This window comes from Saccharothrix espanaensis DSM 44229 (genome assembly GCF_000328705.1).
GTDB lineage: Bacteria > Actinomycetota > Actinomycetes > Mycobacteriales > Pseudonocardiaceae > Actinosynnema > Actinosynnema espanaense.
This window is the reverse complement of sequence record NC_019673.1, coordinates 7,590,017-7,613,954: the sequence shown is the minus strand read 5'-3', so window position 1 is coordinate 7,613,954 and position 23,938 is coordinate 7,590,017. Positions and strand designations below refer to the sequence as shown.

Below are 23,938 nucleotides of genomic sequence, written 5' to 3'. Positions count from 1 at the left end.
CGTGTGGAGCCGGCGAGTGGGCGTGTGGAGCCGGTGGGTGAGCGTGTTGAACTGTCGGATCTGCCGCTGCGGGAGGATCTGCGCGGGCGGACGCCGTATGGCGCGCCGCAGTTGGATGTGCCGGTTCGGTTGAACACCAACGAGAATCCGTACCCGCCGTCGGCTGATCTGGTCGCCGAGGTGGTGGCCGAGGTCGCTGAGGTGGCGGGCGAGCTGCACCGGTACCCGGATCGGGACGCCGTGGCGTTGCGGGAAGACCTGGCTGCTTATTTGGCGTCTTCCACCGGCGTGCCGTTGACGGCCGCGAACCTCTGGGCTGCCAACGGGTCGAACGAGATCCTGCAACAGATCCTGCAAGCGTTCGGCGGCCCCGGCCGGACGGCGTTGGGTTTCGAGCCGTCGTACTCGATGCACCCGATCATCGCCGCGGGGACGCGGACGGAGTGGTCGCCGACGCCGAGGCGCGCCGACTTCTCGTTGGACGTCGGCCGGGCGGCGGAGATCGTGGCCGAGCGCGCTCCGGACGTCGTGTTCGTGACGAGCCCGAACAACCCGACGGGGCAGAGCGTCCCGGTGGCCGATCTGAAAGTGCTGATCTCGGCAGCACCGGGGATCGTCGTGGTGGACGAGGCGTACGCGGAGTTCTCCTCGCGGGACAGCGCGGTGGCGCTGCTGGAGGAGTTCCCGGAGAAGCTGATCGTCAGCCGCACGATGAGCAAGGCGTTCGCGTTCGCCGGCGGGCGGCTGGGCTACCTCGCCGCCGCCCCGGCCGTGGTCGACGCGTTGTTGTTGGTGCGCCTGCCTTACCACCTGTCGGCGCTGACCCAGGTGGCGGCGCGGGCGTCGCTGCGCCACGCGGACGAGACGCTCGGTTCGGTGGCGCTGCTCGCCGCCGAGCGGGACCGCGTGGTGGAGGCGTTGGCGGGCCTGGGTTTCGACGTCGTACCGAGCGACGCGAACTTCGTGCTGTTCGGGTGGTTCGAGGACGCGCGCGCGGCGTGGCGGTCCTACCTGGAACACGGCGTGCTGATCAGGGATGTCGGAATCGCGGGTCATCTGCGGGTGACGGTCGGTACTCCGGAGGAGAACGACGCGTTCCTCGCGGCGAGCAAGGAGGTTGGCCGGTGAGCCGGGTCGGCAAGGTGGAGCGGACCACCAGGGAATCGTCGGTGTACGTCGAGGTCGACCTCGACGGCACCGGACGTGTGGAGATCAGCACCGGGGTCCCGTTCTACGACCACATGCTGACCGCGCTGGGCGTGCACGGGTCGTTGGACCTCGTGGTGCGTGCGACCGGGGACGTCGAGATCGACGCCCACCACACGGTCGAGGACGTGGCGATCGTGCTGGGTCAGGCGCTGCGGGAAGCGTTGGGGGACAAGGCGGGCATCCGCCGGTTCGGCGACGCGTGGATCCCGATGGACGAAACCCTGGCGCACGCGGCGGTGGACGTGTCGGGCCGGCCGTACTGCGTGCACGTGGGCGAGCCGGAGCAGTTCAACACGTTCACCATCGGGGGCAACTACCCGTTCGTGCTGAACCGGCACGTGTTCGACTCGCTGGCGTTCCACGCGGGGATCGCGTTGCACGTGCGGGTGGAGTACGGGCGCGACCCGCACCACATCACGGAAGCGGAGTTCAAGGCCGTGGCACGAGCGTTGCGGGCGGCCGTGGAGCCGGACCCGCGCGTGGGTGGCGTGCCGTCCACGAAGGGTGTGCTGTAGTGCCGAAGGAGTACGTCGTCATCGGGTTGCTCGCCTTGGCGGGCTTCCTGATCGGCGGCGTGTACAGCACGTGGAAGACGGCGCGGGGGCTGGCGATCGTGCTGGCGGTGTTGGTGGTCGTGGCTGTGGGTGGCGCGATCGCGTGGCTGGTGTGAGCGTGGTTGGTGTGGACGTGGCTGGTGTGAGCGCGGCTGGTGTGAGGGTGGTTGGTGTGAGGGTGGTTGGTGTGGGCTCTTAGCGGTGCCAGACCTTGAGGTAGGGCGGCGGCACGGCTTGGGTCAGCCAGACGTTGTTGGCGCTCACTCGGAACTCGTGGCCGTCCGCGCGCATCTTGTGGGCGGCCACTTCGAGGATCACCGGCTTGCCCCGGCGGGCACCCACCCGGACTGCGGTGTCGACGGTCGCTGACAGGTGCACGTCGTGCCGGAACATCGGGCGCAGGCCCTCGTTCAGGATGTCGGGCAGGAACTTCGCGATCGTGCCGTGGTAGAGGACGGCCGGGGGTTCGGCGACGGGCAGGTCGAGTTCGACCTCGACGGTGTGGCCCTGGTTGGCGCGGATCCGGCCGTCCTCGATCGTGAAGCGCTGCTTGTCGTTGCCGGCGACCACTTCCAAGACGTCGTCGTGGGTGGTGCGCAGGGCTCGGACGAAGGTGTCCAGGTCGACCCAGCCCGCGGGGTCGAGGGTGAGACCCGCCGACTCGGGGCTGTGCCGCAGGTGTTTCGACATCCGCTTGGAGAGGCGGATCATTTCTCGTTCTTGCACGACGCACAGTGCAGCACGGCTGGTCGGTGCGGTGCCAGCCTGTTTTCGCTCAGGTGCCGCCCTCGCTGGCGGGCTTCAGCTTGGGCGCGCCGGGACCGTCGGAGGCTTGTTCGTCCTCGAAGTTGTGCAGGAAGCAGCTCCGCAGTGAGAGGCAGCCGCAGCCGATGCAGGACGTGAGGCGGTCGCGCAGCCGGATCAAGGCGTCGATCCGGGCGTCCAACTCGGTCTGCCAGGTGGTGGAGAGCCGGCTCCAGTCGGTCTTGGTGGGCGTCCGGTTGTCGGGCAGCGTGGCGAGGGCGTCGTGCACGTCCTCCAAACTGAGGCCCACGCGTTGCGCCGTGCGGATGAACGCCAGTCGGCGCAGCACCGAACGGGGGTACCGGCGCTGGTTGCCGGCGGTGCGCTCGGACGCGATCAACCCCCGTTCCTCGTAGAACCGCAGCGCGGTGTGCGGCACGCCGCTCCGCTCGGCGACCTGGCCGATGGTCAACATCTCCGGCAGCTTGCTCACCTCGCCATCCTAAGCCTTGACCTCGACCTAAGTCGAAGTTGTTGGGTGAGGTCCATGGCAGTGGCGAGCGGAGCGGGCTTGAACGGGAGCGAAGCGGGCGTGGGCGCGCGTCAGTCGGGCCTGGGCGGGGGTGGTGCGGGCTTGGGCGGGGGTGAGGTCGGCGTGGGGGGTGAGGTGGGAGTAGCGGGAGTGGGGTTTGCGGCCATTCCGGCGTTGTTCGAGCGGATGTCGGGGGACGAGAAGCACGAGTGGGCGGCGGCGTCGACGCTGCACGTGTTGTGGGTGCTGTACGACCGGGTGCTGAACGTGTCGCCGGAGCGGGTGGACGACCCGGATCGAGACCGGTTCCTGTTGTCCAAGGGGCACGGGCCGATGGCGTACTACGCGGTGCTGGCCGCCAAGGGGTACCTCGATCCATCCACTTTGGACACGTGGACGCAGTGGGATTCGCCGCTGGGGCAGCACCCGGACCGGGTGCTGGTGCCGGGGGTCGAGATCAGCAGCGGGTCGTTGGGGCACGGGTTGCCGATCGCGGTCGGGATGGCGGTCGGGCTGAGGTTGCAGGGGCGGGACGCGGCACGGGTGGTGGTGCTGGTCGGGGACGCGGAGCTGGACGAGGGCAGCAACCACGAGGCGATCGCCCTGGCGGGGCGGCTGGGGTTGTCGAATCTCACGGTCGTGGTGGTGGACAACGAGTCCGGCACGCACGGGTGGCCCGGAGGGGTGGCCACCCGGTTCGCGGTCGAGGGATGGGCTTCGTCCACAGTGGATGGAAGTGATCAAGAAGCGCTGTACTCGGCGTTCGTCGGGGTGGATTCGTCGCGGCCGTCGGTCGTGGTGGCTCGGGTTGTGAAGGGGGCGTGAGTGCGGTGAGTGCGGTGAGTGCGGTGGGTTCGGTGGGTTCGGTGGGGACGGCGGGCGTGGTTTCGATGCGGCAGGCGTTTGTGGACACGGTGGAGGAGGTGATGGAGAACGATCCGCGGGTGGCGGTGGTGCTGGCGGAGATTTCACGGGATGTGTTCCGGCCGTCGCCCCGGGTGGTGAACGTCGGCATTCGCGAGCAGGCGATGGTGGGGGTGGGAAGTGGCCTCGCGCTCAGCGGGATGAGGCCGGTGGTCCACACGTATGCGCCATTTCTGGTGGAACGACCGTTCGAGCAGATCAAGCTGGATTTCGGGCACCAGGACGTGGGCGGAGTTTTCGTCAGTATTGGCGGTTCCTATGATGACCCGGTGTGGGGGCGGACCCATCAGGCACCGGGGGATGTTGCGTTGTTCGACACTTTGCCTGGGTGGCGGATCGTGGTGCCGGGGCATGGCGGAGAGGTCGAGGGAGTGGTGCGGGAGGCGTTGGCCGGAGATGACCGGGTCTATATCCGGTTGTCGCTGCGGGAGAATTCCCGGGCTTATCCGGTTTCCAGGAAGTTGACGGAGGTTCGGCGCGGGTCGGGTGGTGTGGTGTTGGCGGTCGGGCCGATGCTGGAACCGGTGCTCGCGGCTACCGAGGGCGTGGACGTGACGGTGCTGTACGCGACGTCGGTCCGGCCGTTCGACGAGGGTGGACTGCGGGCCGCTGTCGCTGCTTCGCGGGCTGATGTGTTGTTGGTGGAACCGTACTTGGCTGGAACTTCGGCGCATGTGGTGGCTGAGGCGCTGGCCGATGTGCCGCACCGGTTGCGGGCGTTGGGGGTGCGGCGGGAATCCGAGTTGCGGGCTTATGGCACGGCCGAAGACCATGATTCGGCCCATGATTTGGATGTGTTGGGGATTGCGGCGGCGGTGCGGAGGTTGTTCGGGCATCCGGTGTGAAGGTGTGGGGTGTGGGGATGAGGGGGGTGGGGTGGGGTTGTTGTGTTGGGTGGGTTGGTGGTTGGGGTTTAGGGAATAAGAGCGACGCTCGCCGCTGGGCAGGCCGCCGGGGGAGAAGTGCGTCCGTCGTGTTCTCCCCGTATGTCCTGGTCTGAAGACAACCACCCTTTGCCAGGCTACGCAAGCGAAAAGCGTGCTTGCATAGCCTGGCAAAGCGCGGTTCGCTGCGCGCAGGCCATACGGGGAGAACACGACTCGGTGGGGGTCTGTATGAATTGCGGGGAATTGTGTGGGTGGGTGGGTGGGTGGGGTGAGGGTGGCCGTGGGGGGTGGGGGTGGTTGCTGGGGGGAACGTGGAGTGGGGGACGGGTGGGCGTGGGGGCTGGGCGTTGGGTGGGTGGTGCTGGCTTTTGGGCGGTGGTTTGGGGTTGTCCGTGCGTCGGATGTTCGGGTGGGGTCGGTCTGGGGCATGATCTCTGGTCGTGAGCGTGCCGAGAACCCTGATCTGGACACACGCGCCGACGGCTGAGTTGCAGTTGGCGTTGCACCGGGCCGTGGCCGGGCCTGCTGCGTTGGTGCCGGTCGAGTCCGGGACGGTGTTGTTGCCTCCCTTGGGGATCGGGTTCGCTGCCGGGCAGCGGTTCGCTTCGCGGGTTCGGGAGGTTTCCGGGGGGTCCGGGGTGTTGGTCCGGTGGGACGACCTCCGGGGCGGGGTGGTCTGGTCGGACGGGGAGACCAGCGGGTTCTCCGGGTCCGCTCGGCGGTTGGTGGGGGTTGTCGGGTGGTGGCGGTTGAAGGCGGTGTCCGGGGAGTTGGCGCTGCCCGCCGACGTGGCCGAGGTCCGGTCGCTGGTGTCGCAGGGGCGGGCCGACACGTGGGTTCGGGCCCTTCCTGATCGGGCCGGGTTGGCGATCAACACGGTGTTGCCCGTGGTGCCCGTGACGCAGGGTGGGGCTCCGTTGGCCTAGCCTGGTGTCGTGGCACCACGAGTCGTCGTACTGGACTACGGATCCGGCAACCTGCGTTCCGCCGAGCGCGCCCTCCAGCGGGTCGGGGCCTCGGTCGAGGTCACCTCCGACCGGCGGGCCGCGCTGGACGCCGACGGGCTGGTCGTGCCGGGGGTCGGGGCTTACGCGGCGTGCATGGAGGGGCTCAACTCGGTCAAGGGTGGGCGGATCGTCGGCGAGCGGCTCGCCGGTGGTCGACCTGTCCTGGGCATCTGCGTGGGTATGCAGATCCTGTTCGACCGGGGGATCGAGCACGGCGTGCTGACCGAGGGCTGCGGTGAGTGGCCCGGGACGGTCGAGCGGCTTGCCGCGCCCGTGGTGCCGCACATGGGCTGGAACACGGTCCGGGTCCCGGAGGGCAGTCGGTTGTTCTCGGGGCTGTCGGCCGACACGCGCTTCTACTTCGTGCACTCCTACGCGGTTCGCCGCTGGGAGTTGGAGCCCTCCGAGGTGATCCGGCCTCCGCTGGTGACGTGGGCCACCCACGGCGACGACGACTTCGTGGCCGCCGTGGAGAACGGGCCGTTGTGGGCCACGCAGTTCCACCCGGAGAAGTCCGGGGACGCCGGGGCGCACCTCCTGGAGAACTGGCTGCACAGCTTCCGCTGACGGGGGCGGCCGTGCGCCGGCACCGGTGGCAACTAGGCTGTTCGCGTGACTTTCACGTTGCTTCCGGCCGTTGACGTGGCCGCCGGTCAAGCCGTCCGACTCGTGCAGGGCGAGGCCGGCACCGAGACCTCCTACGGCTCCCCGCTGGACGCCGCCCTGGCGTGGCAGCGCGACGGCGCGGAGTGGGTCCACCTGGTGGACCTCGACGCGGCCTTCGGTCGCGGGAGCAACCGGGAGCTCGTCGCGCGGGTCGTGGGCGAGCTGGACGTGCGGGTGGAGCTGTCCGGCGGGATCCGGGACGACGCTTCGCTCGCCGCCGCGCTGGCCACCGGGTGCGCCCGGGTGAACCTCGGGACCGCCGCGCTGGAGGACCCGGTGTGGTGCGCCAAGGCGATCGCCGAGCACGGCGAGCGGATCGCGGTCGGGCTGGACGTCCGGATCACGGCGGACGGGCACCGGCTGGCGGCTCGCGGGTGGACCCAGGACGGCGGGGACCTGTGGGAGGTGCTCGACCGGCTGGACCGCGACGGGTGCGCCCGGTACGTGGTCACCGACGTGGGCAAGGACGGGACGTTGCAGGGGCCGAACGTGGACCTGCTGCGCGAGGTGTGCGACCGCACCGACGCGCCGGTCATCGCGTCCGGCGGCGTGTCCAGTGTGGACGATCTGGTGGCGTTGGCCGCCCTGTCCCGGGACGGCGTCGAGGGCGCGATCGTCGGCAAGGCGCTCTACGCGGGCGCGTTCACCCTTCCCGAGGCGCTCAACGCCGTGCGCTGATCGCCTTGGTGAACTCCTCGGTGATGTGAACTTCGGCCGCGGCCCGGGTGATGCCCGTGGTGGACATCACCTTGGCCGCGGTGCCGTCCTCCTCCGCCAGCAGGCCGAGGAGGATGTGCTCGGTGCCCACGAACGTGTGCCCGAGGCGGAGGGCTTCGCGGGTGGTCAGTTCCAGGGCCTTCTTGCAGTGGGCGCTGAACGGCTGCGGGTCCGGGCGTTGCCGGCTGGTGTTGTCCAGGGCGTTGAGGACGGCGAGCCGGGTGGTGCCCTCCGCGCCCTCGAACTTGGCGATGGTCTTGGCGGCCAGCCCGCCGGACTCGTCCATCAGGCCCAGCAGCAGGTGCTCGGTGCCGATCCGCTCGCTGAACCGCGCGTGGTGGCGGGCCAGGACGACGACCCGCCGGGCGCGGTCGGTGTAGCGGTCGAAGCTCGGCTTGAGGTCGGGCGACTCCTTGAGCACGAACCGCTTCTGCGCGGCCTGCTTGGTGACGCCGATGCTCTCGCCGATGTCGGTCCAGCTCGCCCCGGCGCGCCGGGCCTCGTCCACGAAGTGGCCGATCAGGTGGTCACCCAGTTCGGTGAGCTGCGCGCTGAGCTGGACGGCGGCGGCGAGCCGGCCCAGGACGTCGGGGTGTTCCTGGGCGACGGTGACGATCAGGTCCGTCAACTGGACCGGCGTGGTGACCACCCGTCAACTCTAGGTTGACGGGTGGGGCGGTCAACCGCTGGTTGACGGGTGGATCTCGATGCCGACGGTGCCGGACTTGCCTCGGCGGAGGCGGCTGCCGAGGAGGGTCAGGCGGCCGATGAGGCCGTACTTGCGGGCGATGAGGGTTCGGGTCTCGTCGCCTGCCGGGCCGTCCAGGACGGTGGCCTTCGCGTTGGTGCTCTCGCCGGTCTTGTTGCCGCGGAAGTCGCAGGGGGCGAGGGTGACATCGCCGTTGTTGCGGATGCGCTTGACCTTGCCGGCGTCGGCGGCGGACCAGACGTGGATGGCCTCGCCCTTCCGGGCCGCCCAGACGGGCGTGGGCACCGGGGTGCCGTTCTTGCGGAAGGTCGTGAGGAGGAGGTACTTCTCGTCGCCGAGGCTCATGGGCTCACGTTAGACCGGGGCCGCGTTGGACCGGGGTCGTGGTGGCGGACACACGTTGGACCGGGGTCGTGTTGGACCGGGGTCGTGTTGGACCGGGTCGCGGTGGCGGGGTTGCGGGGTCGGCTGACACCGGGAGGGTGAATGGGTCCAGCCTGCGGCGGGGTGGGGATATGGGTGAGGCCGCCCTCCCCCGGAGGGGAGGACGGCCTCGTGCGCACTTAGAGCGGCTGGACGTTGGTGGCCTGGGGGCCCTTGGCGCCCTGGCCGACGTCGAAGCTCACGCGCTGGTTCTCTTCCAGGCTACGGTAGCCGTTGCTCTGGATCTCCGAGTAGTGCACGAACACGTCCGCGCCGCCGTCCTCGGGGGAGATGAAGCCGAAGCCCTTCTCCGAGTTGAACCACTTCACAGTGCCCTGGGCCATCTTTTCCCACTTCGTATAGATGCCGGCGGCGCTGGTGCGTCGCCGTGGCTGCTTCAAAGCGGGGGATCTTCCCTTACCGGGAGGGACCACACGCTCGAAATGCGGTTCGCGAGCGTGGATGACACGGACACAAAACCTCAAAGCCACTACCAGTGAACCACGACTTGGCCGTGGAGTCGAACCGGAGTGGGTCACACGTCTGCGCCGGCGGGTGCGGGAGCGTCGCGGAGGGGCGCTCCCCGTAGGCTTTCGCCCATGTCAGTCGCGGTGCGCGTGATCCCCTGCCTGGACGTGGACCGGGGGCGGGTGGTGAAGGGGGTCAACTTCACCGACCTGGTGGATGCCGGTGACCCGGTCGAGCTGGCCCGCGCCTACGACGCCGAAGGTGCCGACGAGCTGACCTTCCTGGACGTGACGGCCTCCTCCTCGGACCGCGAGACGACCTTCGACGTGGTCCGGCGGACCGCCGAGCAGGTGTTCATCCCGCTGACCGTGGGCGGTGGCGTGCGCGCGCCCGAGGACGTGGACAAGCTGCTGCGCGCGGGTGCGGACAAGGTCGGGGTGAACACCGCCGCGATCGCGCGGCCGGAGCTGCTCGGGGAGTTGTCGCGGCGGTTCGGGGCGCAGTGCATCGTGCTGTCGGTCGACGCCCGGCGCGTGCCCGAGGGCGAGCGGCCGACGGCGTCCGGCTTCGAGGTGACCACGCACGGCGGGCGGCGCGGGACCGGGCTGGACGCCGTGGAGTGGGCGGCGCGCGGCCAGGAGCTGGGCGTGGGCGAGATCCTGCTGAACTCCATGGACGCCGACGGCACCAAGGCAGGGTTCGACCTGGAGCTGATCAAGCTGGTGCGCGCGGTGGTCGACGTCCCGCTGATCGCCAGCGGCGGCGCGGGGACCGTCGCGGACTTCCCGCCCGCCGTCGAGGCCGGTGCGGACGCGGTGTTGGCGGCGAGCGTGTTCCACTTCGGTGCGTTGCGGATCGCCGAGGTCAAGAAGGGCCTGCGGGACGCGGGCGTGGAGGTTCGCTGACGATGCGCGACACACCCATCGAGGTCCGGTTGGCCGTCCTGGTCGGGGCGGTCGGCGGTCTGCTGTTCGTGGTGGAGGGGCTGATCCGCTGGCAGGGTGACGGCGACCCGGGCTGGATCCGGTTCCCGATCATCCTGCTGGTGCTGGAACTGCTGGTGGCGGGCGGTCTGCTGGCCGGTCTGCGGCTGCTCCGGCCGGCCGGCGCGGTGGTCTACATGCTGGTCGGGCTGATCCACCTGCTGGCGGTGCTCGGCGAGGGCCCGGTGTGGGTGCTGGTGCTGTCCGGGCTGCTGTCGGCCCTGCACATCTTCGGCGCCGTGCTGCTGAACACGCGGCCGGCCCGGCTGCACTTCGGGGGCGAGCGGTGACCGGCGCGCTGGACCCGACGATCGCCGCCCGGCTCAAGCGCACCCCGGACGGGCTGGTGTGCGCGGTGGCGCAGCAGCGGGGCACCAAGGAGGTGCTGATGGTCGCGTGGATGGACGACGAGGCGTTGCACCGCACGCTGACCACGCGCCGCGCCACGTACTACTCGCGCAGCCGCCGGCAGTTGTGGGTGAAGGGCGAGACGTCCGGGCACACCCAGTACGTGCACGAGGTGCGGCTGGACTGCGACGGCGACACGTTGTTGCTGGTCGTGGACCAGGTCGACGGGGCCTGCCACACCGGGGACCGGACGTGTTTCGACGCGTCGGTGCTGCTGGCGGGCGAGGGGTGAGGCGGCCTTCTCGTCAGCCGATGTCGCCGGTGAGGTAGCGCTGGATGTTCGGCGCGACCGCCTTGACCATGGTCTCGACGTCGGCGGTGGCGAGCGGTTCGAAGCGGACCACGTAGCGGACCATGCCCATGCCGAAGATCTGGGTCGCGGCGAGCGTGGCGCGCAGTTCGGGCTGGTCCGAGCCGATGCCGGACAGGACCCGGTGCAGCAGGTGCTGGACGAAGAACTCGCGGAGCACGTCCGCGACCCGGTCGTGCGCGGTCACGCTGCGCATCAGGGCGGCGAAGTGGCCGCCGCCGGTGGCGTCCCAGACGCCCAGGAAGTTGCGCACGATCCGTTCGCCGATCTGGTCGGGCGGTCCGTCGAGGAGGCGTTCGACCAGGGTGTTCGGGTCGATCGGGAGTTGAAGCACGGCCTTGGCGAACAGGCCCTCCTTGCCGCCGAACCAGTGGTTGACCATCGCGGCGTCGACACCGGCCCGGGAGGCGATGGAGCGCACGGTCGCGCCCTCGTAGCCGCGTTCGACGAAGGTCTCGCGCGCGGCGGCGAGCAGCGCGGCCTTGGTGTCCTCCCCGCCCGCGCGGCGGCCCCGGCGTTTCGGTTCGGTCTGTTGCGTGCCTTCGTCCACTTCTCCATGATGAGTCACCTCGCGCCTTTTTTCAACGTACGTTGAAATATCGTCGGCGGTGGTGATCGGGTTGAGCGTCACACAGGTGCGCTGGGATCGCCGCCCGGTGCCGTGGTGGTGCCGCTGTCGGGGTCTGCGCGGCGGCACGCCCGGAGCAGGCGTTCCTGCAACAGCACTTGGCCGGGGTTCAGCTGAGCGCTGCCGTGCCGCCGTGGATCGGCTCGGCGCGTGGACCCGGGGTGGTGTGTCGAAGCGGGAGGCCGCCCAGGTCGGGGCGCATTGGGACGAGTGCGCGGACTGTCGCGGGTTGGCCGCCGAACTCGCCGACGTCAACGGCGCGCTGCGCGCCTTCGTCGCGCCTCTGGTCCTCGGGCTCGGTGCCGGCGGTTACCTGGCGGCGACGGTCGCGGTGGGTGCGGGCGGTGTGATGGGCTCCGCGCCCCGGCGGCGAGAACGAGTCGCCCGTCCGGGTCAAGCCCGAGGTGGTGTCACGACGACCCGATAGGGGGACCGTGTGGGTCCGGGAGGCCGTGTCGGGATTCGTATAGGGCGACACGGCACAATGACCGCATGGTGAGCGTCATCGGTGCAGGTGCGGGTCTGGGCGAGGTCAGCCCGACGCGTGAGGAGTTCCGCGAACTCGCCGCTGAGCGGCGGGTGATCCCGGTGGTGCGCCGGCTGCTCGCGGACGCGGAGACCCCCGTGGGGCTCTACCGCAAGCTCGCGGCCGACCGTCCCGGCACGTTCCTGTTCGAGTCGGCCGAGAACGGCCGGTCCTGGTCGCGCTGGTCGTTCGTCGGCGCGCGCAGCGCGGGCGCGCTCACCGCGACCGGCGGCGAGGCGTTCTGGCTCGGGCCGCACCCGGTGGGCCTGCCCGAGGGCGGGGACCCGCTGGTCGCGCTGCGCGAGACGATCGAGGTCCTGCGCACCGACCCGCTGCCCGGCCTGCCCCCGCTGACCGGCGGCATGGTCGGCTACATCGGCTACGACGCGGTGCGCCGGCTGGAGAAGCTGCCCACCCTCGCCGAGGACGACCTGAAGGTCCCCGAGCTGGTCATGCTGCTGGCCACCGACCTGGCCGCGCTCGACCACCACGAGGGCACCGTCACGCTCATCGCCAACGCGATCAACTGGGACAACTCGCCGGCACGGGTCGACGCCGCCTACGAGGACGCGGTGGCGCGCCTGGACCTGATGACCCAGGACCTGCAGAGCTCCGCGCCGCCGACCGTCGCGGTGTTCTCCCGGCCGAAGCCGGAGTTCGTCCGGCGGCGGTCGCAGCGGGAGCACCACGAGGTCGTGGAGAAGGCCAAGGAGGCCATCCGGGCGGGCGAGGCGTTCCAGGTGGTGCTCTCGCAGCGGTTCGAGATGCGCACCAGCGCCGACCCGCTGGACATCTACCGCGTGCTGCGCACGTCCAACCCCAGCCCGTACATGTACCTGCTCAGGCTGGACGACTTCGACATCGTCGGGTGCAGTCCGGAGTCGCTGGTCACCGTGCGCGACGGCAAGGCGACCACGCACCCCATCGCGGGCACCCGCTGGCGCGGCGTGGACGACGAGGAGGACGCCCTGCTGGAGAAGGACCTGCTCGCCGACCACAAGGAGCGGGCCGAGCACCTGATGCTGGTCGACCTGGGCCGCAACGACCTGGGCCGGGTCTGCAAGCCGGGCTCGGTGACCGTGGTCGACTTCTTCAAGGTCGAGCGGTACAGCCACGTGATGCACATCGTGTCCACGGTCAGCGGCGAGCTGGCCGAGGGGCGCACGGCGTTCGACGCGGTCGCGGCGTGCTTCCCGGCCGGGACGCTGTCCGGCGCGCCCAAGCCGCGCGCGATGGAGCTGATCGAGGAGCTGGAGCCGACCCGGCGCGGCCTGTACGGCGGCGTGGTGGGCTACCTGGACTTCGCGGGCGACGCGGACACCGCCATCGCCATCCGGACCGCGCTGGTCCGCGACGGCGTGGCCTACGTACAGGCGGGCGGCGGCATCGTGGCCGACTCGGACCCGGTGGCCGAGGACAACGAGTGCCTGAACAAGGCGGGCGCGGTGCTGTCGGCGATCGCGACCGCGCAGACCATGGCCCCGGCGGTGGACCCGGCCCGTGTCTGAGGTGCCCCCCGCCCGGCGTCCACTGTGGATCGTGGTGCTGCTGCTCCTGGTCGGGGCGGCGGCGCTGTGGGGGTCGGCGAAACTGGTCTGGGACGCTTCGGCGGACCGAAGGGGCGAGGTCGTGCTGCCCGCCCTGGTCCCCCTGGCGCTGCTGTGCCTGGCCGCGATCGCCGCCGTGGTGGCGTTGAGCGGCCTGGTGCGGCGGCTGCTGGGCGTGGTCGTGCTGGCGGCCGGCGCGGCCGCGCTGTGGTCCGCCGTGGCGGAGCCCGGCGAGCTGCTGGGACGTGCCACCGCCGGGCTGGGCGGAGTTCTCGTGCTCGGCGCGGGCGTTGTCCTCGTCGTGCGGGGGGCGGCGATGCCGCGGCTGGGCGGCGGCTACCAGACACCGGGTGCGGCCAAGCGCAGCGCGGATCCCGAGCGGGAGCTGTGGAACGCGCTGGAGCGCGGCGACGATCCGACGGACCGGGACTGACCGGCTGCTGACGGCCGGCTGACGCCGGGGCGGCGCACGTTTGCGCACGTCGACTCGGAAGGGCCCCGGTCATCTGCGCGAACGGGACTACCCGGTGGCCGGACGGGGTGCCGGCCGGGGTTAGCATCCTCGTGGCGGGAAGGGGAGCATGACGTGCGGGAGCTGGCGAGCGGGACGGATGGACTGACGGACACGGGCGAGGTGCTCGGATGACCGTTCTGGAGTCGATCATCGAGGGCGTCCGCGAGGACTTGGCCGTGCGCGAGGCGGAACTGCCCTTCGACGTGCTCAGGGCGAAGGCCGCGAAGGTGGCGCCCCCGCAGGACGTGATGGCGGTCCTGCGGTCGCCGGGCGTGGGCGTGATCGCGGAGGTCAAGCGGCGCAGCCCGTCCAAGGGCGCGCTGGCGGAGATCCCGGAGCCGGCCGAACTGGCCGCGCAGTACGAGCTGGGCGGCGCGCGGGCGATCAGCGTGCTGACCGAGCAGCGGCGCTTCGGCGGGTCGTTGGCGGACTTCGACGCGGTGCGAGCCGCGGTCGGTGTCCCGTTGCTGCGCAAGGACTTCATCGTCAGCCCCTACCAGGTGCACGAGGCGCGCCTGCACGGCGCGGACCTGGTGCTGCTGATCGTGGCGGCGCTGGAGCAGAACGCCCTGGTGTCGCTGCTGGACCGGGTCGAGTCGTTGGGCATGACGGCGCTGGTCGAGGTGCACACGGCCGAGGAGGCCGACCGCGCGCTGGAGGCCGGTGCGAGCGTGATCGGCGTGAACGCGCGCAACCTGCACACGCTGGAAGTGGACAAGGACGTGTTCGGGCGGATCGCGCCCGGCCTGCCCTTCGAGACGATCAAGATCGCCGAGTCCGGGGTGACCGGGCCGGGCGACCTGATGTCGTACGCGGGAGCGGGCGCGGACGCGGTGCTGGTCGGCGAGTCCCTCGTGACGAGCGGCGACCCCAAGGTCGCGGTCAACAAGCTGGTGACGGCGGGGTCCCACCCCGCGTGTCCCCGGCCGAGCCGGTAAGGGAGCAGCGCATGTCGCGCGGCCAGTTGGCACCCACACCCCACGACCCGGACGAGCGTGGCCACTTCGGGCCCTGGGGCGGCCGGTACATGCCGGAAGCGCTCATCGCCGCCGTCGACGAGCTGGCGACCTTCTACGAGAAGGCGCGCGTCGACCCGGAGTTCCTGGACGAGTTCTTCCGGCTGCTGCGCGACTACGCGGGCCGGCCGTCGCTGCTCACCGAGGTCCCCAAGTTCGCGTCGCACGCCGGTGGGGCGCGGGTGTTCCTCAAGCGCGAGGACCTCAACCACACCGGGTCGCACAAGATCAACAACGTGCTGGGCCAGGCGCTGCTCACCAAGCGGATGGGCAAGCAGCGGGTCATCGCGGAGACCGGGGCGGGCCAGCACGGCGTCGCCACGGCCACCGCGTGCGCGCTGATGGGCCTGGACTGCGTCATCTACATGGGCGAGGTCGACACCGAGCGGCAGTCGCTGAACGTGGCGCGGATGCGGCTGCTCGGCGCCGAGGTCATCCCGGTCAAGACCGGCTCGCGGACGCTGAAGGACGCGATCAACGAGGCCCTGCGCGACTGGGTGGCCAACGTCGAGGACACCCACTACCTGCTCGGCACGGCGGCGGGTCCGCACCCGTTCCCGGTGCTGGTGCGCGACTTCCACCGGGTGATCGGCATCGAGGCGCGCGCCCAGGTCCTGGAGCAGGCGGGCCGGCTGCCCGACGCGGTCGCCGCGTGCGTGGGCGGCGGGTCCAACGCGATCGGCATCTTCCACGGCTTCATCGACGACCCGTCGGTGCGGCTGGTCGGGCTGGAGCCCGGCGGTGACGGCATCGACACCGACCGGCACGGCGCGACGCTGACCGTGGGCACGCCCGGGTCGCTGCACGGCGCGATGTCCTACGTGATGCAGGACGAGGACGGCCAGATCACCGAGGCGCACTCCATCTCGGCCGGGCTGGACTACCCCGGCGTCGGCCCGGAGCACGCGCACCTCAAGGACACCGGCCGCGCCGAGTACCGGCCGGTGACCGACGCGGAGGCGATGGAGGCCTTCGCGCTGCTGTCCCGGACCGAGGGCATCATCCCGGCGATCGAGTCCGCGCACGCGCTGGCCGGCGCGCTGGTCCTGGGCCGCGAACTGGGCCCGGACGGGTTGATCGTGGTGAACCTGTCCGGCCGCGGCGACAAGGACATGGACACCGCGATCAAGTGGTTCGGGCTGGGAGTGGAGTCATGAGCAGGCTTGCCGGGGTGTTCGAGGAGTGCCGGGCGCAGTCGCGGGCGGCGCTGATCGGCTACCTGCCCGCCGGGTACCCCACCGTCGAGGGGTCCAAGGACGTGCTGCGGGCCATGGTCGGGTCCGGCTGCGACGTGGTCGAGGTCGGCCTGCCGTTCTCCGACCCGGTGATGGACGGGCCGACCATCCAGCGGGCCGCCGAGCAGGCGCTGGGCGGCGGGTTCCGGGTGCGGGACCTGTTCGGCGTGGTCGAGGCGGTGGCCGCGGCCGGCGGGCGGGCCGTGGTGATGACCTACTGGAACCCGGTGCTCAAGTACGGGGTGGACGCGTTCGCGCGCGACCTCGCGGCGGCCGGCGGCCTGGGCCTGATCACCCCCGACCTGGTGCCCGACGAGGCCGGGGAGTGGCTGGCCGCGTCCGAGGCGCACGACCTGGACCGGATCTTCCTGGTCGCGCCGTCCTCCACGGAGGAGCGGATCGACCTGACCGCGCGGTCGTCGCGCGGGTTCCTGTACGCGACCTCGGTGATGGGGGTGACCGGGGCCCGCGACGTGGTGTCCACGGCGGCCCCGGCGCTGGTGGAGCGGGTGCGCGAGCACACCTCCATGCCGGTCGCGGTGGGCCTGGGCGTGCGGTCAGGCGCGCAGGCGGCGGAACTGGCGGCGTTCGCGGACGGGGTCATCGTCGGGTCGGCGTTCGTCAGCGCGGTGCAGGACGACACCGTGGCGGCGCTGACGCGTGAACTCGCCGAGGGCGTCCGGACGGTTCCCACCCCGGCCTGAGACCACACCATCGAGTGAACCGACGTCCGGGGCCCTGATCGGGCCCCGGAATTGTCGGTGGGCATCGGGATCCTGGGCTCATGATCAAGCCCGCTCCCGATCCGACGTGCGACACCGGCGTGCGTCGGGCCGTTCCTGGAGGTGATGCCCGGTGGCTGTGACGGCCGAGTACCTGTTGCCCAAGCACGACGGCGACTGGACCGTGGAAGACGTCCTCGCTCTACCCGACGACCCGTCGCAACGGGTCGAACTCGTCGACGGGTCGCTCCTCGTGAGCCCCCTCGGCACGAACTACCACCAGACCCTCATCGGCGATGCCTACTTCGCGTTGCGCACGGCCTGCCCACCGGGGTTCAAGGCGACCGTGGAGCTGAACATCGGTCTGCCGGGCGACACGTTGCTGATCCCCGACTTCACCGTGACCACCCGGCCCGGGTTCAAGGGCCTGGTGTCGCCGGTCGAGGACCTGGTGCTGGTGGGTGAGGTGGTGTCGCCGAGCACCCGGTTCAAGGACTACGGGATCAAGCGGCAGCGGTACGCGGAGGGCGGGGTGCCGTTCTACCTGGTCGTGGATCCCAAGGGGGACCAGGCCGTGGCGATGTTGTTCGAGCTGGAGGGCGGCGAGTACGTCGAGGTGGCGCGCAGCGAGGCGGGCGTGCTCCGGTTCGAGCGGCCCTTCCCGGTAACAATCGAGCTGTCCGCGTAGGCGGGTTTCGACCACCGACTACGGTGGGGGCCGTGGTGACGACTTTCCTCGCGACGATCCCCAGCCCGGACCGGGGTGTGTGGCAGCTCGGGCCGATCCCCCTCCGCGCCTACGCGCTGTGCATCATCGCCGGCATCATCGTGGCCATCTACTGGGGCGAGCGGCGGTGGGTGGCGCGCGGCGGGCTGAAGGGCGAGGTCACCGACATCGCGGTGTTCGCGGTGCCGTTCGGCCTGGTCGGCGGCCGCCTCTACCACGTCGCGACGGACTGGCACAAGTACTTCGGCGAGGGCAAGAACCCGTGGGAGGCCTTCGCCATCTGGAACGGCGGCCTGGGCATCTGGGGCGCCATCGCGCTGGGCGGCGTCGGGGCCTGGATCGCGTGCCGGCGGCGGGGCATCCCGCTGCCCGCGATGGCCGACGCGCTCGCCCCCGGCATCGTGGTCGCGCAGGCGATCGGCCGGCTGGGCAACTACTTCAACCAGGAGCTCTACGGCGGTCCGACCGACCTGCCGTGGGGGCTGGAGATCTACGAGCGGATCGACCCGGCGACCGGGTTCAAGGACGAGCTGGCCGGCGTCGCGATCGACCACACGCCGATCATGATCGTGCACCCGACGTTCCTGTACGAGCTGCTGTGGAACGTGGGCGTGGCGCTGCTGATCGTGTGGGCCGACCGGAGGTTCCGGCTGGGCCATGGCCGGGTGTTCGCGCTCTACGTCGCGGGCTACACCGCGGGCCGGTTCTGGATCGAGATCATGCGGACCGACCCGGCGACCATGGTGTGGGGCCTGCGGGTCAACGTGATCACGTCGGTGGTGGTGTTCCTCGGCGCGATCGTCTACTTCGTGCTGGCGGCGAAGAAGGGTGATCGCGAGGTCATCGTGCGCGGTGACGCGGCGACCGACGGCGACGGCGGTGGGGGCGCGACACCCGCGGTGGAGTCCGACGAGGACACCGGCGACCCGAAGACCGGGCCGGACGCCACGGCCGAGCCGGACGCGAAGGCCGAAGCCACCAAGGTCCCGGGTACCGGACCGGCGGCCAAGTCGGACGAGTAGGCCGCCGTGCGCATCCTCGTCGTGGAGGACGACGACCGGGTTGCGCGGGGTCTGCTGACCGCTCTGCGGCACGCCGGCTACGAGGTGCACCGGGTGGCCACGGCGGCCGCGGCACTGGCCGCGCCGCCCGCCGACGTGGTGCTGCTCGACCTGGGCCTGCCCGACCGGGACGGGCTGGACGTGCTGCGCGAACTGCGTCACCGGCCGGGCACCGCCGTCATCACGGTGACCGCGCGCGGCGAGGAGCGCGAACGCGTGCTCGGGCTGCGCGCGGGCGCGGACGACTACGTGGTCAAGCCGTTCGGCACGGCGGAGCTGCTGGCGCGGATCGAGGCGGTGCTGCGGCGCACCCGGTCCGCCCGCGCGGCGGAGGACCTCGGCGACCGGGTCACGCTCGGCGCGCTCACCCTGGACCCGGCCACCCGCGAGGCGGTGGTCGACGGCTCCCCGGTGCCGCTGACCCGCAAGGAGTTCGACCTGCTCGCCCTGCTGGTCGGCCGGGCGGGCACGGTGGTCAGCCGCGACCTGATCGTGGACCAGGTGTGGCAGGCGCACTGGGAGGCCCCGTCGCGCACCTTGGACACGCACATCGCGGCGTTGCGCGGCAAGGTCGGCCACGCGGTCCGCATCGAGACCGTCCGCGGGGTGGGCTACCGGGCGGCAGCCCACCCCTGACGGGTCAGGTCACCACTGGTGGGCGACGTCCAGGACGAGCCGACCGGGCAGCGTGAACACCCGGAACGGCAGCCGTGCCCGCACGCCGAGCCCGACGGTCGACCAGCCCTCGAACGAGTTGGCCCACGCGACCTGCCGGAACGTCGTGTAGCCGGCCACGTTCACCAGCTCGTTCCGGTCGGCGAAGGTGTAGGTCGCGTTGCCGTTGTCGTCGTAGGCGGGCGAGTGGACGACCACCCGCAACTTGCCCGCGCCGCGCAGCGGCACGAGGTGCCCGGAGCCGTCCGCGTACACCTGGTCGACGTACTCGACGTGGTACCCGTCGTTGTCGCCCCGGAAGTCGAGCACCAGGCGGTCGTAGCACTCTTGCTGACCGGATCTGATGTTCGTCAGGTTGCCGGCGGTGGTGGCCACCGCCTGCTTGGGCAGCGAACCCCAGTCGACCACGCACGCGCTCGGCGCGGCCGATGCCACCGGCACCGCCACCACGGCCAGCGCCGAGACCACAGCTGCGACCATCAATGTCACACGACGGAACATCGTCACCATCCCCCTCTTGCTCTCTGTCGGCTGATCCGACGCTTTGTATGACGCCGGTCACACCAGTGAGGTTGCGCTCGACGCGCGCCGGACCCGCCACGACCACCCGGATGGACGTGCGACGGGGTGTGGGTGGGGCAGGATGGGCCGGACCCCCGACGAGGTGTGATGCTCCGCCGACTGCTCGTCCTCATCGTGCCGCTGCTGGTGGCGCTGGTCGCCGCGCTCGGCGTGCCGCTGGCGTTCGCGGTCGTGCAGCGGGAGAGCCAGGGGACCTACCTCGACCGGCTGGGCGACGCGGGCCGCTTCGCCTCGCTCGCCGAGAACGCCCTGGCCTCCGGCCGGCGGACCGCGCTGCGCGAGGAGCTGGAGCGCTACGACCGCCTCTACGGCATCGCCGCCGCCCTGATCGGCACCGACCGCTCGGTCATCGAGAGCTCGCGGCTGCCGTTCCCGCTGACCGACCCGCACGTCGACGCCGGCCTGGACGCGGCGTTCAGCGGCTACCGGGGCGACGCGGACCAGACGGTGTGGCCGTGGGAGGACGTCGACCTGGTCGTGGTGGAGCCGGTGGGGCGGGACAGCGAGGTGGTCGCCGCGGTCGTCACCATCTCGCCCACCGACGGCCTGCGGCAGGCGGTCCTGGGCCAGTGGGGGCTGCTCGCGCTGATCGGCCTGGTGCCGATGCTGGGCGTGGTGGCGGTGGCGTGGCCGATGTCGCGGTGGGTGCTGCGGCCGGTGCGCCGGCTGGACGACGCGACGGCCGCGGTGGCGGGCGGGCAGTTGGACGCGCGGGCCGACGAGGTCGACGGCCCGCCCGAGCTGCGCCGGCTGGCGGCGTCGTTCAACGCGATGGTCGACGTCGTCGGGCGCGCGCTGCGCCGCCAGCGGGCGTTCGTGTCCGACGCCTCGCACCAGCTGCGCAACCCGTTGGCGAGCCTGCGGCTGGCGGTGGACAACCTGGCCCCGCACGTGTCGGACGAGGCGGGCCGGGAGGCGCAGCGGATCGCCGTGGACGAGGCGGAGGAGATGGGCCGCGTGCTGGACACGCTGCTGGCCGCCACCCGGCTGGACAGCGCGTCCGCGGCCGAACCCGTCGAGGTGGACGTGCTGCTGAGCACGCACGTGCCCGGCTGGCGGGCGCTGGCCGGGGACACCGCGCTGCACGTGGAGGTGCCGGCGGGCCTGCGCGTGCTGGAACCGCCGGGCGGGCTGGGCAGCGTGCTGGACGAGCTGGTCGGCAACGCGATCCGGCTGTCCGGGGCGACCTCGATCCGGGTGTGGGGCGAGCCGAACGGCGACCGGGTGGACCTGCACGTGACCGACGACGGCGAGGGCCTGGCGGCGGAGGAGCGGGCGCTGGCGGTGCGGCGGTTCTGGCGCGCGCCGAAGCACCAGAACACCGCCGGCACCGGGCTGGGCCTGGCGATCTGCGCCGAACTGATCGCCGGTGCGGGCGGTGAGCTGCGCCTGCTGCCGGTCGAGCCGCACGGCCTGGACGCCGTGGTCACCCTCAGCGCTTGACCGAGCGGAACCAGCGCTCGGCGCCGCGGTGCAGCGGCACCTGCCCGGTCGCGATGCCGGTGCGGACGTTGATCCGGCCGGCCTCGGGGTGCCCGGCGGCGATGCGGGCGGACTCGGTGAACACGGTGCGCGTCACGACCTCGACCACGGACGGGTCGAGGGCCGTGCGGGCGAGCAGCAGGTTGGGCACCGCGAACGTCCGGCACGGTCCGAGGCCGCGGTAGGTGGTGGCCGGGATCGTCACCGGGACGTACGGGCCGGGGTGGGCCTCGGCCAGCCGGACGGCTTCGTCGGGCAGGTCCAGCAGCCGGATCGGGAACGCCTCCGGCAGGCCGCCGATCGCCGGGGTCGGGATGCCGGTCAACGCCAGCAGCACGTCGATCGAGCCGTCGGCGAGCTGCCGGGCGGCTTCGGCGTGCGCCATGCGCCGGGCGTCGACCCGGATGCCGAGCAGGTCGAGCAGGCGGGTGGCGGTGAACTCGGTCCCGGACTCGCGCGGCCCGAACGACACCCGCAGCCCGGCCAGGTCGGCCAGCCGCGTGATGCCCGACCCGGCGGGGACGACGACCTGGAGGAAGCTGTCGTACAGGCGTCCCACGGCGCTGATCCCGTCCGGGTCGTCGGCGCTGAGCAGGGCGTCGAACGTGGGGTCCAAGGAGGACAGTCCCAAGTGGACCGATCCTTGCTGGAGGAGCCGGACGTTCTCGACCGACGCGGCGGTCTGGAGGGCGACCACCCGCGTGTCGGGCAATTGGTCGCCCAGCGCGCGGGCGAGCGCTGCGCCGACCTCCCGGAACACCGCGCCGTCCGGACCGGTGGCCAGGACGAGTTCGGCCGGTGCGGGCGGGTCGGACGCCGAGCACGCGGGCACCCCCGCCGCCAGCGCGGCGAGCAGCACCGAACGCCGTGACACCCGCACCCCGGCAGCCTAGGCCCCTGCCGGAGCCCTGAGCGTCGCGGCGGCCCCGGGTGCGCCGGGGGAGGGACCGCGTTCCGGGTGGTCGCGTTGGGCCTGTCGGCGCAGTGGACGGCGTGTTACGTCAGAGGGACCTGAAGTTTCCGCCGGGCGTCTTGTCGCAGGTACGGGCTGTGCTCAGGATCACTGACCAACCCCGCCGCACCGGCACCCTGGAGGAGAACGTGGCCACCGCGCAAACCCGTGAGCGCAAACCGGTCTATCGGCACCTGTACTTCTGGGTGCTGGTGTCGATCGTGCTCGGCGTGATCGTCGGCTACGCGTTCCCCGCCCAGGCGTCGGGCATGAAGTGGCTGGCGGACTTCTTCGTGGCGCTGGTGAAGGTCGTCATCGCGCCGACCATCTTCTGCACGGTCGTGGTCGGCATCGCCGGCCTCGGCAACCTGGCCAAGGCGGGCGGCCTGGCGTTGCGGACGATCCTCTACTTCACCGCGATGACCACCGTGGCGCTGGTGATCGGCCTGCTGGTGGTCAACGTCGTGCAGCCCGGCCACCACGGCCCGGCGATCCCGATCAACGACGAGGCCGCGTCCAAGACGCTGTCCGAGGCCAAGACCGCCGAGACCGGCGTGACCGGGTTCATCCTCTCGCTGGTGCCCAAGTCCTTCGTCGGCGCGTTCACCGACGGCCAGCTCATCCAGGTGCTGCTGGTGGCGATCCTGGTGGCGGTCGCGGTGGCCGGGATGGGCCGGCGGGGCGAGCGGGTGGTGGCCGCGCTGGACACCGTGGCCAAGGTGATGTTCGGCGTCATCAAGATCGTCATGTACGCCGCGCCGATCGGCGCGTTCGGCGGGATCGCCTACACCATCGGCAAGTTCGGCGGCACGATCCTGGGCAAGCTCGCCTGGCTGATGGGCTCGTTCTACGCGACCTGCCTGCTGTTCGTGCTGGTGGTGCTCGGCGCGGTCGGGCTGTTCGCCGGGTTCTCGATCCTCAAGTTCCTGCGCTACATCAAGGACGAGCTGCTGATCGTGCTGGGCACCAGCTCGTCGGAGTCGGTGCTGCCCCGGATGCTGGTGAAGCTGGAGGCGGCCGGCGCGGACAAGTCGGTGGTGGGCCTGACGATCCCGACCGGCTACTCGTTCAACCTCGACGGCACCTGCATCTACCTGACCATGGGCGCGATCTTCGTCGCCCAGGCGACCGGCCACGACGTGGGCCTGGGCACCCAGATCGGCCTGCTGCTGTTCATGCTGCTGGCCTCGAAGGGCGCGGCGGGCGTGACGGGCGCGGGTCTGGTCACGCTGGCGGCCTCGCTGACCGCGTTCGAGGCGAACAGCGCCATCCCGGCCGTGGGCATCGCGCTGATCGTCGGCATCGACCGGTTCATGTCCGAGGCGCGGGCGATCACCAACGTCATCGGCAACGGCGTGGGCACGCTGGTGATCGCGCGCTGGCAGGGCCAGCTCGACCGCGAGCGGCTCAAGGAGGTCCTGGACGACCCGTCCGGGGTGGACGTCGACGAGCTGATGGACCGCGAGCGCGCCGGCCACCCGGACGACCGCGAGCCGGTGGGCGCCGGCTCCCGCTGAGACCACCCGGCCCACGAGTCCCGCAGCTCCGCCACCGCGCCGGTGGGGCTGCGGGACTCGTCCGCTGTCAGGAGGAGAGCGACGACTCGTGGTGGCGGCACCGACATCGCACCGGTGTGGGGGAGTGGCGCAGGCCACGGGGCCGTCGGTGTCGACGTCGTGCCGGTGGTGAGCAGACTCGACGCGCTGGGCACCGACGACATGGAACGTCCC

Annotated in this window: 30 protein-coding genes; 22 read left to right on the top strand and 8 right to left on the bottom strand. The window is 71.4% G+C overall.

Going from position 1 to position 23,938, the window contains the following annotated elements; all coding sequences use genetic code 11:
• Window positions 1-24 precede the first annotated feature (24 nt).
• From BN6_RS33090 to BN6_RS47530, 3 genes are read left to right on the top strand one after another with little or no spacing between them, the layout of a single operon-like run.
• Window positions 25-1,128 carry a histidinol-phosphate transaminase gene (locus tag BN6_RS33090; protein ID WP_015104209.1) on the top strand — a complete coding sequence of 368 codons (1,104 nt, stop codon included), beginning with the start codon at window positions 25-27 and terminating at the stop codon, window positions 1,126-1,128.
• A complete protein-coding gene (gene hisB / locus BN6_RS33085; protein WP_015104208.1) occupies window positions 1,125-1,724 on the top strand; it encodes an imidazoleglycerol-phosphate dehydratase HisB in 600 nt (199 codons plus the stop codon). Before BN6_RS33090 ends, hisB begins: the two co-directional genes overlap by 4 nt.
• The gene (locus BN6_RS47530; RefSeq protein WP_015104207.1) at window positions 1,724-1,879 is read left to right on the top strand and encodes a hypothetical protein; all 156 of its coding nucleotides are present in this window, start codon (window positions 1,724-1,726) and stop codon (window positions 1,877-1,879) included. Before hisB ends, BN6_RS47530 begins: the two co-directional genes overlap by 1 nt.
• Window positions 1,880-1,958: 79 nt before the next feature.
• Here BN6_RS47530 and BN6_RS33080 read toward each other — a convergent pair whose 3' ends face one another.
• Window positions 1,959-2,474, bottom strand: coding sequence for an RNA 2'-phosphotransferase (locus BN6_RS33080; RefSeq protein ID WP_015104206.1), 516 nt, complete (start codon window positions 2,472-2,474; stop codon window positions 1,959-1,961).
• A gap of 64 nt (window positions 2,475-2,538) precedes the next feature.
• Window positions 2,539-2,982: a redox-sensitive transcriptional activator SoxR gene (gene soxR, locus BN6_RS33075; RefSeq protein WP_408005347.1), complete on the bottom strand. Its 444-nt coding sequence runs from the start codon at window positions 2,980-2,982 to the stop codon at window positions 2,539-2,541.
• A 243-nt stretch (window positions 2,983-3,225) separates the two neighbouring features.
• Here soxR and BN6_RS33070 point away from each other — a divergent pair, with 243 nt between their 5' ends.
• From BN6_RS33070 to priA, 5 genes are all read left to right on the top strand, one after another.
• Window positions 3,226-3,864, top strand: a complete 639-nt coding sequence (locus tag BN6_RS33070) for a thiamine pyrophosphate-dependent enzyme (protein ID WP_162164614.1) — start codon at window positions 3,226-3,228, stop codon at window positions 3,862-3,864.
• 65 nt (window positions 3,865-3,929) lie between these two features.
• Window positions 3,930-4,808 (top strand): transketolase family protein, encoded by an 879-nt coding sequence (locus tag BN6_RS33065; protein WP_041314940.1) that lies wholly within the window; start codon window positions 3,930-3,932, stop codon window positions 4,806-4,808.
• A gap of 680 nt (window positions 4,809-5,488) precedes the next feature.
• On the top strand, window positions 5,489-5,776 hold the full coding sequence (locus tag BN6_RS46210; RefSeq protein ID WP_148303119.1) for a hypothetical protein: 288 nt from the start codon (window positions 5,489-5,491) through the stop codon (window positions 5,774-5,776).
• 9 nt (window positions 5,777-5,785) lie between these two features.
• Complete coding sequence (gene hisH / locus BN6_RS33055; RefSeq protein ID WP_015104202.1) at window positions 5,786-6,424, top strand: imidazole glycerol phosphate synthase subunit HisH; 639 nt, start codon at window positions 5,786-5,788, stop codon at window positions 6,422-6,424.
• A 45-nt stretch (window positions 6,425-6,469) separates the two neighbouring features.
• Complete coding sequence (gene priA, locus BN6_RS33050; protein ID WP_015104201.1) at window positions 6,470-7,201, top strand: bifunctional 1-(5-phosphoribosyl)-5-((5-phosphoribosylamino)methylideneamino)imidazole-4-carboxamide isomerase/phosphoribosylanthranilate isomerase PriA; 732 nt, start codon at window positions 6,470-6,472, stop codon at window positions 7,199-7,201.
• Here priA and BN6_RS33045 read toward each other — a convergent pair.
• The 3 genes from BN6_RS33045 to cspE form a co-directional block, all read right to left on the bottom strand.
• Window positions 7,185-7,889, bottom strand: a complete 705-nt coding sequence (locus BN6_RS33045) for a Clp protease N-terminal domain-containing protein (RefSeq protein ID WP_015104200.1) — start codon at window positions 7,887-7,889, stop codon at window positions 7,185-7,187. The two genes, priA and BN6_RS33045, sit on opposite strands and share 17 nt — an antisense overlap.
• Window positions 7,890-7,919: 30 nt before the next feature.
• Window positions 7,920-8,294 carry a PPOX class F420-dependent oxidoreductase gene (locus BN6_RS33040; RefSeq protein WP_015104198.1) on the bottom strand — a complete coding sequence of 125 codons (375 nt, stop codon included), beginning with the start codon at window positions 8,292-8,294 and terminating at the stop codon, window positions 7,920-7,922.
• A 218-nt stretch (window positions 8,295-8,512) separates the two neighbouring features.
• Complete coding sequence (gene cspE, locus BN6_RS33035; RefSeq protein ID WP_015104197.1) at window positions 8,513-8,716, bottom strand: transcription antiterminator/RNA stability regulator CspE; 204 nt, start codon at window positions 8,714-8,716, stop codon at window positions 8,513-8,515.
• A gap of 255 nt (window positions 8,717-8,971) precedes the next feature.
• On the opposite strand from cspE, the gene hisF reads away from it, so the two are divergent.
• From hisF to hisI, 3 genes are read left to right on the top strand one after another with little or no spacing between them, the layout of a single operon-like run.
• Window positions 8,972-9,745, top strand: a complete 774-nt coding sequence (gene hisF / locus BN6_RS33030) for an imidazole glycerol phosphate synthase subunit HisF (RefSeq protein ID WP_041314933.1) — start codon at window positions 8,972-8,974, stop codon at window positions 9,743-9,745.
• Window positions 9,746-9,747: 2 nt separating this feature from the next.
• Entirely contained in the window at window positions 9,748-10,113 is a 366-nt protein-coding gene (locus BN6_RS42660; protein WP_015104195.1) for a hypothetical protein, read from the top strand.
• Window positions 10,110-10,463 carry a phosphoribosyl-AMP cyclohydrolase gene (hisI, locus tag BN6_RS33020; RefSeq protein WP_041314930.1) on the top strand — a complete coding sequence of 118 codons (354 nt, stop codon included), beginning with the start codon at window positions 10,110-10,112 and terminating at the stop codon, window positions 10,461-10,463. The genes BN6_RS42660 and hisI overlap by 4 nt, the downstream gene beginning before the upstream one ends.
• Window positions 10,464-10,476: 13 nt before the next feature.
• On the opposite strand, the gene BN6_RS33015 is transcribed toward hisI, so the two are convergent.
• Window positions 10,477-11,091, bottom strand: a complete 615-nt coding sequence (locus tag BN6_RS33015; RefSeq protein ID WP_041314927.1) for a TetR/AcrR family transcriptional regulator — start codon at window positions 11,089-11,091, stop codon at window positions 10,477-10,479.
• Between the two features lie 244 nt (window positions 11,092-11,335).
• On the opposite strand from BN6_RS33015, the gene BN6_RS50320 reads away from it, so the two are divergent.
• The 9 genes from BN6_RS50320 to BN6_RS32975 all read left to right on the top strand — a co-directional run bounded on the left by BN6_RS50320 (window position 11,336) and on the right by BN6_RS32975 (window position 19,153).
• Window positions 11,336-11,596 (top strand): hypothetical protein, encoded by a 261-nt coding sequence (locus tag BN6_RS50320; RefSeq protein WP_408005269.1) that lies wholly within the window; start codon window positions 11,336-11,338, stop codon window positions 11,594-11,596.
• A 65-nt stretch (window positions 11,597-11,661) separates the two neighbouring features.
• Complete coding sequence (locus tag BN6_RS33010) at window positions 11,662-13,203, top strand: anthranilate synthase component I (RefSeq protein ID WP_041314925.1); 1,542 nt, start codon at window positions 11,662-11,664, stop codon at window positions 13,201-13,203.
• Window positions 13,196-13,675, top strand: coding sequence for a Trp biosynthesis-associated membrane protein (locus BN6_RS33005; protein ID WP_015104191.1), 480 nt, complete (start codon window positions 13,196-13,198; stop codon window positions 13,673-13,675). Before BN6_RS33010 ends, BN6_RS33005 begins: the two co-directional genes overlap by 8 nt.
• A gap of 209 nt (window positions 13,676-13,884) precedes the next feature.
• The gene (gene trpC, locus BN6_RS33000) at window positions 13,885-14,694 is read left to right on the top strand and encodes an indole-3-glycerol phosphate synthase TrpC (RefSeq protein ID WP_015104190.1); all 810 of its coding nucleotides are present in this window, start codon (window positions 13,885-13,887) and stop codon (window positions 14,692-14,694) included.
• An 11-nt stretch (window positions 14,695-14,705) separates the two neighbouring features.
• On the top strand, window positions 14,706-15,929 hold the full coding sequence (trpB, locus tag BN6_RS32995) for a tryptophan synthase subunit beta (protein ID WP_015104189.1): 1,224 nt from the start codon (window positions 14,706-14,708) through the stop codon (window positions 15,927-15,929).
• Window positions 15,926-16,711 (top strand): tryptophan synthase subunit alpha, encoded by a 786-nt coding sequence (gene trpA, locus BN6_RS32990; protein WP_015104188.1) that lies wholly within the window; start codon window positions 15,926-15,928, stop codon window positions 16,709-16,711. The genes trpB and trpA overlap by 4 nt, the downstream gene beginning before the upstream one ends.
• Before the next feature lie 151 nt (window positions 16,712-16,862).
• Window positions 16,863-17,417, top strand: a complete 555-nt coding sequence (locus BN6_RS32985; protein ID WP_015104187.1) for a Uma2 family endonuclease — start codon at window positions 16,863-16,865, stop codon at window positions 17,415-17,417.
• A 35-nt stretch (window positions 17,418-17,452) separates the two neighbouring features.
• The gene (lgt, locus tag BN6_RS32980) at window positions 17,453-18,478 is read left to right on the top strand and encodes a prolipoprotein diacylglyceryl transferase (RefSeq protein ID WP_015104186.1); all 1,026 of its coding nucleotides are present in this window, start codon (window positions 17,453-17,455) and stop codon (window positions 18,476-18,478) included.
• A 6-nt stretch (window positions 18,479-18,484) separates the two neighbouring features.
• Window positions 18,485-19,153: a response regulator transcription factor gene (locus tag BN6_RS32975; protein WP_015104185.1), complete on the top strand. Its 669-nt coding sequence runs from the start codon at window positions 18,485-18,487 to the stop codon at window positions 19,151-19,153.
• Window positions 19,154-19,162: 9 nt separating this feature from the next.
• Here the strand turns inward: BN6_RS32975 and BN6_RS49840 are convergent, their stop codons facing one another.
• On the bottom strand, window positions 19,163-19,693 hold the full coding sequence (locus BN6_RS49840) for an AMIN-like domain-containing (lipo)protein (RefSeq protein ID WP_015104184.1): 531 nt from the start codon (window positions 19,691-19,693) through the stop codon (window positions 19,163-19,165).
• 168 nt (window positions 19,694-19,861) lie between these two features.
• On the opposite strand from BN6_RS49840, the gene BN6_RS32965 reads away from it, so the two are divergent.
• Complete coding sequence (locus BN6_RS32965; RefSeq protein WP_041318920.1) at window positions 19,862-21,217, top strand: sensor histidine kinase; 1,356 nt, start codon at window positions 19,862-19,864, stop codon at window positions 21,215-21,217.
• Here the strand turns inward: BN6_RS32965 and BN6_RS32960 are convergent.
• Window positions 21,207-22,136, bottom strand: a complete 930-nt coding sequence (locus BN6_RS32960) for a TAXI family TRAP transporter solute-binding subunit (RefSeq protein ID WP_231904818.1) — start codon at window positions 22,134-22,136, stop codon at window positions 21,207-21,209. The two genes, BN6_RS32965 and BN6_RS32960, sit on opposite strands and share 11 nt — an antisense overlap.
• 170 nt (window positions 22,137-22,306) lie before the next feature.
• Here BN6_RS32960 and dctA point away from each other — a divergent pair, with 170 nt between their 5' ends.
• Complete coding sequence (gene dctA, locus BN6_RS32955; RefSeq protein WP_231904817.1) at window positions 22,307-23,725, top strand: C4-dicarboxylate transporter DctA; 1,419 nt, start codon at window positions 22,307-22,309, stop codon at window positions 23,723-23,725.
• The last annotated feature ends 213 nt before the right edge of the window (window positions 23,726-23,938 follow it).